Here is a 13,136-nt window from a genome sequence, read left to right as displayed (position 1 = left end):
AGATTTCATTTACTGAAGATAAATACAAAATGCGTAAGATTACTGCATAAAAAAAACTCACTACCTGTATTTGCATACAAATAGTGAGCTTTCAACCAAAACGACCATTTGGTTTTTCTTTCGAAATAAACATCCGACCAAAGTAGTGGGCTGTTTAATTAGCTATAATTTCAAAACTTTTATCTTCGATTTTCACAATTGTTAATGCTTGTGAATAACTAAGCAAGAAAGAAACAACTTCCTTTTTAGGTTTTAAATCTTTAGAAGCTAATGCCTTTTTCGAGTAAATTTTCGCCATACTATGAAAATGTTTTATAATAGTATAACGAGCTAATATTCAAAATAGTATTAGTTGGTCAAAATAATTTGATGTTTGTCGATTATTTTTCTCAAATTCATTAGCGCATAACGCATTCTTCCTAATGCTGTATTAATGCTAACGTCTGTTAATTCAGATATTTCCTTGAAGCTCATATCTTGATACATACGCATTACTAATACTTCTTTTTGATCATCCGGTAATTCTTCAATTAACTTTTTTAAGTCAATTTCGACCTGATCAACAATCATTTTACCTTCTATTGTCAATGAATCATCAGACATTATAGAAAAGATCGAAAACTCTTCTGTCTCTCTGTACATTGGCATTTTTTTGGTCTTGCGAAAGTGATCTACAATTAGATTGTGAGAAATACGCATTACCCAAGGCAAAAATTTACCTTCTTCGTTATAGGAATTACTTTTTAAGGTTTTGATTACCTTAATAAAAGTGTCTTGAAAAATATCGTTTGAAATATCTCTATCAGCGATCTTAGAATATATAAAACCATATATCTTAGATTCGTGTCTCTTTATTAATGTACCAAGAGCAGATTCGTTGCCTTCGACATAATTTTTTACTAATAGAGCGTCTGGAATATGCAGATCAGCCATAATACTACCTTTTTAGTTTCTGTATAAAATTCGTAAGTAATTTTTTCTAAAAAGTAGTTTTATTGTATAGGCGTATCCTTTTTTAAGTTATGTTAATATCGTGACCAAATTTAACAAATAAATGTTTTAAAAAACAAATAAAAGAAATAATAATTAAAAGAAAACGTTAACATTTATAAAATAAACTTAAATTTTGCTTGTAAATAGCTAAAAATACTTAAAATCACGCATATTTTTAACAGCAAAAAACAGATGTAAATAACTTACAATTAAAGACTTAAGCATTCTACATCTGTTTTAAATTACAACATTTTAAACTATTCTTTTTTTATTGATAAACACGTACATAATCGATATAATATTTCTGTGGAAGTACTTTATCATCTACTTCAGGACCTCCAAAATTTCCCCCTATGGCCAAATTTAGGATAATATAGAATGGTTTATCGAATGGCCAGGTGTCTTCGTTTTTAACTTGTGGATTGAAGGTATAAACTAAAGTTTTGTCTACAAAAAAATCAATTTTGTCTTTTGTCCACTCTATCGCATATACATGATATCCTTCTTCTATGGCAGGAAAAGGGGTTCTTTTTGTATTAATTGTGTTTCCGTGGCTATCTTGTGTGTGCAAGGTTGTATAAACCATGTGCGGATCTCGTCCAATGTATTCCAGAATGTCTATTTCTCCGGCTTTTGGCCATTTTACGGCATCAATATTAGCGCCTAACATCCAGAATGCTGGCCATAAACCGTGACCTATTGGCAATTTTGCTCTGGCTTCTATTCGGCCATATAGAAATTCTTTTTTTCCTTTTGTGGTTATTTTTGTTGATGTGTATTTATCGCCTTCTTTTCTGGCTTCGATAACTAAATTTCCATCTTTAAATTCGTGATTTGTTTTGGTGTAAATCTGTCTTTCATTGTTTCCGAAACCACAAAGATTGGGACAACCATCTCCGATTTCAAAATTCCAATCTGATTCGTTTACTTCCTTTTTATTAAAATTTTCTTCCCAGACTAGTTTCCGTTTTACTTCCTGTGCAAAACCAAGACTGGTAATCAATAATAATACAATTACTTTTTGCATAATGTCGTTTTTAAATTGCTAAAAATTAAGAAGGCCAGCCTTAAACTGACCTTCTTACTTCATTCTTACTAATTAATTTGTATTCTATTGATATACTCGAACATAATCAACCTCCATCGAAGATTGTGTAAAAGCAGGATCAATATTACCGCCCAGATTTCCTCCCATTGCAACATTCAAAATTAAGAAAAAGTCACTATTAAAGGGAAGAGAACCGTCATTAGGAACTGAATGAATCATTGTGTCATCTACATAAGTTTTGACTGATGATGCTGTCCAGATTGTTTTATAAACATGAAACTCTGTTGAAACATTTGCTATTGTTTTTGAGCCTGTATTTCCTTGTCCTCCAGAATGTCCGGGATAATGAAGTGTGCTTAAAATAACATTTTGATTGTTTCCTACGTGTTCCATCATATCTATTTCGCCACAGGCTGGCCATGGTTTAGTTGCATAATTTTGCCCTAACATCCATAATGCCGGCCATGTTCCTGCTCCTGTTGGAAGCTTGGCTTTTATCTCCAATTTTCCATAAGTGAAGGAGAACTTACCGTCTGTTTTTAATCGCGCCGAAGAATAATCTGCTCCGCCTGAAGCTTCTTTTTTAGCTGTGATTTTAAGATTTCCTCCCTGAACTATTACATTCGTAGCCGAGTTGGTATAATTCTGTTTTTCATTATTTCCCCAACCGTTTGTTCCTTTTCCTAAATCATAAACCCATTTTGTTGCGTCCGGAGCTCCATCAACATTGAATTCATCAGAAAAAACCAGGTTTGTAAAATCCGGATCAGGAGTCTGATTTGGTGGCGTTGTTGTAAAAGTATGATACCAAGCCAAAGAAGGATCTCCGCCCATAATAGCTCTAACAACCATTCTGTTTGCTGTAATCGATAATATCTCGTATGAACTTTGACCAATATAATACCCCATAAATCCTCCGTCAGAGAAGTTTAACATTGTACCTCTGGTTTGTGTTTGATGATCAGGATTTTTGGTTACAACTGATTCTGATGGACTTAATGAAACTGTTTTAACTCCAGTCGCATCATAAGTTAAACAAGCATCTCCGCTTCCGCTTCCTCCTGCTACATTTTTGAATGACGCATTAAAGAATGTTGCTCCACCGTTGTCTAATTCAAATTTCAATTGTCCGCCTACAAGTGAGAACGTCAATACATTTTCGTATAAACAGCTACTTGTTGGTGATCCTGCTTTTTCGAAAGGTGTTGCAGAATAATAATTTGGATAAAAGTTTTTAGTAGCATCTGCATCATTTTGTCCTACTCCTAAATGTCCTGGTTCTGAAGCTGACCAATACCATTTTTGAGAACTTCCGTTAGTTAGGAACTGAACTGCTTCGTCGTCGCTAAAATTACTTAGAACCGTAACCTCAACTGTAGTATTTGAAGCTATTCCTCCTTTTCCGTTTGCAATTATTGTTACTGTATAAGTATTTAAACCTGTTTTGGTAAAACGTTTCGTAAATACTCCGCTTGGAGAATTTTGCGAAGTTCCGTCGCTAAATACATATTTATACGATACAGCATTATCTGCCGTTGCAACCAACTTTACCATTCCTGAACCGTCTCCGTCCGGAGCTTCGGCAGTTTTTCCAATAATTTGAGCTGTTACTTTAAGATTTGATGGTGCTGACAAATCGCCAAATGCATAATCATCTTTCTGGCAACTTACTGTCAAGAATATTGACAGTAATGCTATTATATTTATAATTATCTTTTTACTCATGATTACGTTTTTTTAATTGGATTGTTTAATGTCATCAAAATAATAGGTTTTCCCTGTGCCGTTAACTCCAAAGTCAAAGAACACTACTAATCGCTGAAATTGATTGGCTGTTGTTGCTCCAGTGAAATCAAAAGTGAGTTCTTCCCATCCATTTGCAACGGTTGTGGTTGCGTCTACCTCTTTATTGATTGTACTATCTGACATGTTTTCAAACTTGACTTTAACAATAATTCCTGCTTGTGGTGACCATACTTTCATTTTGATTTTTTTGAAAGTAGAAAAATTAAGCGGACTTGCTAATTCGATGAAAGATCCTGCCCAAACTTCAGAACCGCTTCCTTTTGTCAAAGCGCCTACTTTTGCCGAAGTATTGATTCCTGTTTTATCCGGATTATTGACTAATACTGTATTTGCTCCGCCAAAATTGTTAAAAGAATACGTCAATACTGAAGATTCAAAAGACAGTGGCAATTTTACAGTTTCTACGCCTGCAGTCAATTCAATATCATCAAAATAATAATCTACTCCTGTTCCATTATTTCCAAAATCAAAAAACAATACGACTCTTTGATATTTCTTAGTATTATCTACTGCAGAGAAATCAAAAGTTAATTCTTCCCAGCCGTTAGCAACTGTATTGGTTACATCAACTTCTGTATTAATATTAGAATCTGCTAAGTTTTCTAATTTCATTTTAACTACAATTCCTGCTTTTGGAGACCACGCTTTAATTTTGATTTTTTTCAAAGTCGAAAAGTCAATTGGTGTTCCTAATTCTAAAAACGAACCTGCCCAAACTTCAGAACCTGCACTTTTATTAAGCTTAGCTACTTTTGCACTTGGATTATCTTCGTTTACACTTGGATTATTTGCTACAGTTGTATTTGCTCCTCCAAAATTGTTAAAGGCATAATTAAGCGTTGGAGATTCAAAATCTACAGGGAATAAAATAGGATTAGAAATCGTAATTGATTCTTCGTAAGTTGTAGTTGCTACACCTCCGCTCAGCGCAATTACTTTTACATTATACACACCAACATTTGCATAAGTATGTTTAATGGTTTGACCTTCCATGAAATCTACAGGAACTTCATCAGGAGTTTCTCCAAAATATACTTTAAAGTACGTTTCTAAATCTGCTTTTGCGGTAACTGAAGCTGATAAATTATCTCCAATTACATGCGCCAACGTTACTTTTAAATTTGTTGGAGCCAAAAACGAAACAGTTACGTCCTGATCTACTTGAGTTATTTTTCCGTTGATTCCCATTGCTATAATTTTAGCATGGTAAACTCCTTCCGGATATGTATGTGTTACGGTTCCGCCAGACCCAAAATAAGCCGATTCCGGAGTTCCGTCTCCATAATTTATTTTGTATTGTGTAACGCCTTCGCCTTTAGGCAAGAAAGTAACTTTACCGGTATTATCCTGCGTTACAGTGGTCAAAGCAGCTATTTTTGACGGCGCACCTACGGCATCTAAATCAATATTGCTATTATCGTCATTTGAACAACCCAGAAGTATTGTCAAAACGAAAAGACTTATAATAAAATGTAATTTTTTCATAATAATGTTTTTTTAATATCCAGGGTTTTGCTTCCAATTTCCATTTGCGAATTGAATTTCTTCAATTGGCAGCGGAAATAACTCGTTTTTATTTGCTGTAAAACCCGGTATTTTTCCAACTGCTTTTCCAGTTCTTACTAAATCAAAGAAACGCTGTCCTTCTCCAAAAAGCTCCGATCTTCTTTCTGCCCAGATAAAATCTGTAAGCGCAGCTCCTGAAACTGATATATCATGATTATTATCTCCAAAAGCACGTCTTCTAACTTGATTTAAATAAGTTCTTGCTTTTGCATCGTCAATTCCGCCACGGTTATAAGCTTCTGCAGCCATTAATAAAACATCTGCATAACGAATTGCTCTGTAGTTATTTGGGTTTGTTAAATTCAAATCTCCCTGAGCATTATCGCTTCTTTTTCTTGGCAAATATTTTCTATTAAAATAACCTGTGTCTTCGTTTCCTTTTCCAAACGTAACTCCTTTTCCATTGTCGTAACTTTTATTGGCTTCAGCCCAAGCTGCGATATCAAGAATAGCAGTATTTCTACGTTTGTCCCCTGCTTCAAAAGAGTTTGCAGCTTCTGCAGTTGGAACATTAAAACTAAATCCTGAAGAAAAAAGTGGTCCTGAATAATTTCTTACTCCGCTAAAACCAACGGCTACGTTTCCTTCACTACATTGTAAACACGTAAAACCTGCTCCTTCAACATCTGTATATTGTACTTCAAAAACAGATTCTGATCCGTTTTCTCCCGCCATTTCAAAAATCGCATCATAATCTGCAACTAAACCGTATTTTCCAGAAGTGATTACATTATTAAGAGAAGTTGCTGCCTGAGCAAATTTACTTTGGTATAAATAAACTTTACCTAATAATGCTTCTGCTGCACCTTTCGTTACACGTCCTTTTTGAGATGCAAGTGGAGATAAATTAGCAGTAGCATAAATCAAATCAGCTTCTATAGAAGCATACACTTCTGCAACTGATGAGCGTGGTACTGTTTTTTCATCTCCAACTTTAAATCTCGCATCTCCTTTCATCGGGATTCCCCCAAACCATTTAACTAACTCAAACTGGTAATATGCTCTTAGAAAACGTGTTTCTGCAAGTAGCTGGGTTTTTCCCTCAAAATCGGTTTTATCTTTAAATTCAAGAATATAATTGGCTCTTTGAACTCCTGCAAACATCCAATTCCAGATATCTCTTAAATTGCTGTTTACCGGCGTATGAATCATGTCGTCTACTTGTTGCCAGCCAATTACGTCTGTTGGGCTTTCTCCTCCGGCCAATGTATTATCAGAAGCAATTTCTCCTAATAAAGCATTTGCATAAGTAGATTGCAGCAAATCGTAAGCAGCAACTAAGGCGTCGTTATAATCTTCTTTTGAATTGAAATAATTTTCAGAATCAATAGAATATTTAGGCTTTGGACTTACAAATTCATCTGAACAAGAAATACTTATTGTCGAGAATAGCGTAAGTGTTATAATGGATGTAATTAAATACTTTTTCATTTTTATTGAAATTAAAAATTAATGTTTAAACCCAATAAATAGGTTCTTGGAACTGGGTAAAACCCGTAATCAATTCCGGCACCAATTGGTGATTGAGAAACTCCATCTTTATTTGTTGGTCCAAATGAAGCGCCTGGATCAAAACCTTTATACTTCGTAAAAGTGTATAGATTATTTACTCCTGTATAAAGTCTTAGTTTAGTGATTCCTGCTTTTTGAGTTACTTTTGGATCAAGTGTATATCCTAATTGGATGTTTTGAATTCTCAAATAAGAAGCGTCTTCAACAAAATAATCCGAAAGCACATTGTTTGCTGTTGCTCCTGTAGTTACTCTAGGCACAGAATTGCTTGTTCCCGGACCTGTCCATCTGTCCAAAACATAATCTAATCTATTAGCATCAGAAAGTACACGCTCGTAGTTACGAACCATATCATTGCCTATTGAAGCAAAGCTGTAAAGTGCAAAATCAAGGCTTTTATAACTCATTTGTATATTGAAACCCATTGTAGCATCAGGAATTGGATCTCCAATATTGGTTTTATCCTTAGTATCAATTACGCCATCACCATTTACATCGACAAAACGAATATCTCCCGGCGAAGCATTTGCTCCTAAAGCCAATTGCGATGGATGCGCATCAACTTCGGCCTGATTTTGAAATATTCCATCCGTTTTATAACCGTAGAAATATCCAATTGGATTTCCGGCTTGCATGCGTGATGCCGGTAATTGCCCTACGCCAAAACTACCTAGCTCGATAATTCCGGTTCCGTTATTTACTTCCAATACTTCATTCTTGATAAAAGTTACATTATAACCTACGCTCAAGCTAAAATTATCTCCAAATTTCTCTTTGTAATCTATTGCAAATTCAACTCCTGAATTTCTAACTGTACCAGCATTCAAAGTTGGAGCACTTGCGCCCGGAGCACCAACTCCTGTAATTCCCGAAACTGGAATATCCGGTATCAATAAATCTTTTCTGGTATCAATAAAATAATCTGCTACGATAGAAACTTTATCGCTTAATAATCTAAGGTCTAAACCAACGTCAAACTTCTTTGCTTGTTCCCATTTCAACTTTGGATTAGGAATTTGTCCAGTTGCAACTCCGCTTACTAAATTGCCATCAAACACATAAGTAGCTTCTCCGTTTAAAAGACTTAAGAAACCATTATTCGGGATTTGATCATTTCCTAATGTACCATAACTGGCTCTTAATTTTAAGAAATTAAATGTTTTTGATTCTCCAAAGAAACCTTCGTCAGAAATTACCCAACCTCCGGTAAATGATGGAAAATATCCAACTTTATTATCCGGACCAAATTTCGTTGATGCGTCACGTCTGATCATTGCAGACAACAGGTATTTTCCTTTATAATCGTATTGTGCTCTTCCAAAATAAGAAAGCCTTCTTTGATCATAAACATAACCCCCGGTATTCAAAGCTGATGGAACTCCTTTTGTCAAAGAAAGATCAGCATAATCCCATGAATTATTAGGAACATCAAAACCAGTTCCATTGGCAGAATTTCCCCATTGTTTATAAATGGTATTTCCTAATGTTGCCGTGATATTATGGTTCTCTCCTATTTTTGTAACATACGTTGCATAAAGGTCAAACGAGTAATCATTATCGTTTGTAGCAGTTTGAGTTACAAAACTTCTTTGAACATCAAAAACTTTTCCGCCATAACTTATTTTCTTTCCAAAAGTTTTTCCCTCACTATTTGAAGTATTAAATCCTATAGAACTTGAAAGTGTAAATCCTTTGAAGATTTTATAATCGAAACCAACGTTTCCGTTCAGTTTTTTATAATTATAATCATTGTATGTATTCGCAATTTGCGCCAACGGATTTATAATTTCGTTACCTAAACCAGTTGTGTTTGGCACTAAAGCAAAATCACCGTTTGCAGCATATGGAGATAAAGTTGCCGGAACGTTCAACGCATTAAACAATACAGAACCTAATCCGTTTTCGTTAATGGTTTTTCTATCGAAATAGGTATAGATTACGTTTGTTTTTACTTTGAATTTATCACTCAAATCAGCTCCTAAAGCTAATCTTGCCGTATTTCTTAAAAATCCTGATTTGTCCGAACCTACAATTCCTTCCTGATCCAAGTGAGAACCACTAATAGAATACGTAATTTTATCAGAACCTCCAGAGATTGTGATATCACTATTTAATATAGGAACGCTTTTACCCAGAACTTGTTTTTGCCAATCTGTTCCACTTCCTAAACCGCTTGCATTTGGATAAGGAAGCGCTTTTCCGCCATTAGCATAACTTTCATTCAATAATAAAGCGTATTCAGTAGCATTTAACATTGGTAATTTTCTGGATGCTTCCTGAAATCCGGTATAACTATTAAAAGAGACTTTAGTTTTTGAATTCTTTTTACCCATTTTAGTGGTAATCAAGATGATTCCGTTTGCTGCAATTGTACCGTAAATAGCTGCCTGAGCATCTTTTAAAACAGTAATTGTTTCGATATCATTTGGATTAAGCAAACTCAAATCTCCAACATAACCATCAATAATTGCCTGAGGTCCGTTTTCACCATTAGTGGCAATACCACGAATACGGATATCTAATTTTGCTCCCGGCGCACCAGATTGTGTAGTAACATTTACTCCGGAAACAGTTCCTTGCAGTGCTTGTTCAACCTTTATTGGTTTTAAAATATCAAGCGTTTTGCTGTCTACTACAGAAACAGCTCCGGTTACTTCTCTTTTCTTTTGAGATCCGTAACCAATTACAACAACTTCTTCAAGCGATCTGGTATCATCGCTTAATTTTACCGTAATCTTAGGCGCCGTAACCACAACTTCTTGTGTTCGAAAACCTATATAACTGAAAACAATTGTCGTTCCTTTTGGAACTCCTAATAATTTAAAAGATCCGTCAAAGTCTGTGGTTGTACTTTGTGACGAAGTTTTAACTTTTACATTCACGCCAGGCAATGATAAACCTGTGCCATCTAGTACTATACCGCTTACATCAAAAGACTGCGAAAACGCAAACGATGTAAACAGTAATAGTACGGTTAGTAATAATTTAGATTTCATAATTAGTTAGTTTTTATTGAAAGTTAAAATTATCGTATCCTCTTAAGAATACGTTAAAATTAACCTCAACAAAAAACATACATATCAAAAAAAATACACCAAAAATCAATATATCATAAAAAATACACCGATTTATATATAATTTCAGAATCCAAATTTCCTTAACATTACCTTAACAAAAACACGACAAATGTCAAATGTTGAGGTAATGTATAGTTTTTTATCGCCGTTTTTTTCCTTCCTATACAGCCAGAATATATTCTACTAAACCAACTTCATGCTGTAAATCCATTTTTTTACGCAAACGATATCTTTTAATTTCGACGCTTCGAACCGATATATTAAATAAAGGTGCAATCTCTTTTGAAGAAAGATTTAATCGCAGATACGCGCACAAACGCAAATCGTTTGGCGTCAATAACGGATGAAGTTGTTTGATTCTTTTCAGGAAATCTTTATCCGCATTATCAAACGCTTCTTTAAAGACATTCCAGGAATCATCTTCCGTTATATTTTTGTTGATTGTACTAATAACTGATTTTATATTATTGCTGTCATTTTGAGTTGTCTTTTTCAAATCTTCTTTGATAAAAGCCAGTAATTCATTTTTACTGTTCAAACTCATTGTTGAAACCGCCAATTCCCGATTTTTATTATCAACATCTTGCGACAATTGCTCATTTCTGAGTTTCATTAATTGTTGTTCGTTTTCTAACTCTTTTATTTCCAGCAAAAGATTATTCTCTTCAATTAATTTCTCTTCTTGTTTTCTATAATAATTTCGATAGGCTTTATTCACAAAATAAGCCAGAACAAACATCAACAAGAAATAAATAAACCACGCTAAATTGGTCAAATACCAAGGTTTTAAAACTACGAATGTATAAGTCGCCGTATTCTCTAAAATAGTATTGGCGTATTTTGCTCTTACTTTAAACGTATATTTTCCAGGCGAAAGATTTTTAAAATTAACCGTCGCTTTTGTGCTCCATTCACTCCATTCGTTCTGGAAACCTTCTAATAAATATTGATATTCTGAATTGATGTATTTGTTGTATTCCGGAACCGTGTAATTCAATGTGATATTATTTTCGCTCGAGCGAAAGTTCCCTTCACTTTGAATTGCAACATTTTTTAAAGTTTCATTCTGCTTATTAATTGAAATATCCGTGATGAAAACCGTGTAATTTTTAAAACTCAAATCATCAATATTCAAGGTATAATATCCATCAGTTGTACCAATTAAATACGTTGATTTTGAAATTTGCGTAATATTCTCAAAACCCAACATCGAATTCGTCAACGAAGACGGAATCGGAATCACATTCTGTTTTAATTGATTGCTTAGTTTGCTTGCCGAGAAATAATGAATGTAATTTTTAGAAAACAACCAGATTTTATTCGAATTATCGACAATTAATTTCCCCGAAGTATATTCGTCTTTTTCAAAAATAGAACTCAGTAAATTGTCTTTTTCGAAAAGTTTTGTAGCAGGATTTAGTTTAAAAATTCCGCCTTTATAAGCATAATAAATCTGATTATTGAATTTAGTCAAACTCGCATTTTTTCCCTTTTTAGGAGATTTATAAGTATAAAATCCGTGCGTTTTTGAAAGCGTTTTGTCCAGTTTAAGCCTAAAAATCCCTTTATATTCATGACTTACATAAACATCAAGATTGTTTGAAACCTCAAAATATCGGGACGAATAATCAAAACCCTGAACTTTATTTCTGAAAATCCATTGATTATTTACTTTCTCCAAAACCGAAATTCCGTAATAATTTCCCTGAAGCAATTGATTTTTAGAATTTGGAACAGCCTCAAATTTCCAGGTTCCTGATCCCGAAAATATACTTCTCGCCGAATCATTGGTAATAATAAAAGTACCGGAATCATGACCGCAAAAAAGCGTATTATCATATACAAAAAGCGACCAAACCTGACCTTTTGTACCGTTTATAAATTTAAACTCAGAATTGCTTTGAATATTCTTGCAAAATAATCCCTGATTTGTTCCCACATACAACAAACCATTAAAAGTTGCCGAGGCGTAAACTGTTCCCAGAACTCCCGTATCGTCCGTAAAACTGTGCACAGGCGACTGAATATTGATACAATTAATTCCGTTATCAAGTCCAGCCCATAAATTTTGATCTTTATCTTCAAAAAGTGATAAAGCCGTATTATTGCTCAAACCTTTGCTTTGCGAAATATGATACTTGAGTTTTCCGGTATCCGATAAAATAAAAATCCCGTTAGAAACCGTTCCCAATGCAAAACTTCCGTCTTGAAGATGTTGGCTGCTATAAACAAAACTCGATTTTAATTCGGCATCAACATCCGTAGAAAAACGCGTCAGAGTATTTCCGTTCAATTTATAAATACCATCCAATTGCGTTTGAATCAACAAACCGTCGTCCATTGCAAAAACATTCACAATCGTGAATTTTTTAAGAATAGGATGATCAGAAACTAACTTTGCTTTTCCGCTTTCAATTTCAAAAAGTCCTTCTTTTATAGTTTGAAAATAAATCGCATTTTTTGGCGCAAACGACTTTACAACACCATTTTTTGGCGCAATAATCTTGAATGTTCCTGTTTTTGTATCATATATATAGATTCGGTTCAAAGACTGAAACAAAATCCATTGATCATACTTCAAAATATTCCAAAACTGTTCGTCGTCTAATATTTTATTTTTGATAGTATCGCTAAGCGAAGTATATTTTAGTTTGCCATTAGCTTGTCTTGTCCAATAGCCAAAATTCATGTAGCAACCCGTATATATCTTATTTCCGATCACTTTTACAGATCGAATAATAGTTTCATTTGGAGCAGGATACAATTGCCAGTTTGTTCCGTTATATTCCAGAAGTCCATCATTATTAGCAAAATACAAATAGTTTTGATCGTCCTGCGAAATCATCCAGCTTTGATTTCCGGCTCCATAAACAGACGATGAATATTTGACAATTGGCGGAAACTCCTGAGCAAACAGAAAGAAACTCATCAAAAAAAGCAGTAAAGACAGTTTAGTTTTCAAATCGATATATTGTATTAATTTAATGTAAAAACAGTCCTAAAATAGTGTTTTTTTTTGTCACTCCCGATAGCTATCGGGATTCACAGATTAAAATGATTAATTCTGCAAATGTTTTTTTGCCACGAATTTCACGAATTAACACAAATTCAATTCGCGTTAATTAGTGAAATTC

At 34.1% G+C, this 13,136-nt stretch carries 8 protein-coding genes; all 8 read right to left on the bottom strand.

The features are described from left to right. Positions 1-154: 154 nt before the first annotated feature. Positions 155-298, bottom strand: a complete 144-nt coding sequence (locus WN975_RS01705; protein ID WP_165877215.1) for a hypothetical protein — start codon at positions 296-298, stop codon at positions 155-157. 50 nt (positions 299-348) lie between these two features. Then, positions 349-933 carry a sigma-70 family RNA polymerase sigma factor gene (locus WN975_RS01700; protein ID WP_121325886.1) on the bottom strand — a complete coding sequence of 195 codons (585 nt, stop codon included), beginning with the start codon at positions 931-933 and terminating at the stop codon, positions 349-351. Between the two features lie 328 nt (positions 934-1,261). Beyond that, entirely contained in the window at positions 1,262-2,020 is a 759-nt protein-coding gene (locus tag WN975_RS01695; protein WP_337964922.1) for a glycoside hydrolase family 16 protein, read from the bottom strand. Positions 2,021-2,104: 84 nt separating this feature from the next. Next, the gene (locus WN975_RS01690; RefSeq protein ID WP_337964921.1) at positions 2,105-3,766 is read right to left on the bottom strand and encodes a family 16 glycosylhydrolase; all 1,662 of its coding nucleotides are present in this window, start codon (positions 3,764-3,766) and stop codon (positions 2,105-2,107) included. Between the two features lie 12 nt (positions 3,767-3,778). Then, complete coding sequence (locus WN975_RS01685) at positions 3,779-5,332, bottom strand: hypothetical protein (RefSeq protein ID WP_337964920.1); 1,554 nt, start codon at positions 5,330-5,332, stop codon at positions 3,779-3,781. A 12-nt stretch (positions 5,333-5,344) separates the two neighbouring features. After that, positions 5,345-6,844 (bottom strand): RagB/SusD family nutrient uptake outer membrane protein, encoded by a 1,500-nt coding sequence (locus tag WN975_RS01680; protein WP_337964919.1) that lies wholly within the window; start codon positions 6,842-6,844, stop codon positions 5,345-5,347. Positions 6,845-6,855: 11 nt separating this feature from the next. After that, complete coding sequence (locus WN975_RS01675) at positions 6,856-9,921, bottom strand: TonB-dependent receptor (protein ID WP_337964918.1); 3,066 nt, start codon at positions 9,919-9,921, stop codon at positions 6,856-6,858. Between the two features lie 241 nt (positions 9,922-10,162). Then, the gene (locus tag WN975_RS01670) at positions 10,163-12,931 is read right to left on the bottom strand and encodes a triple tyrosine motif-containing protein (protein ID WP_337968976.1); all 2,769 of its coding nucleotides are present in this window, start codon (positions 12,929-12,931) and stop codon (positions 10,163-10,165) included. Positions 12,932-13,136: the final 205 nt, after the last annotated feature.

The organism is uncultured Flavobacterium sp. (genome assembly GCF_951805225.1).
GTDB lineage: Bacteria > Bacteroidota > Bacteroidia > Flavobacteriales > Flavobacteriaceae > Flavobacterium.
This window is presented reverse-complemented; position numbering and strand designations above follow the sequence as displayed.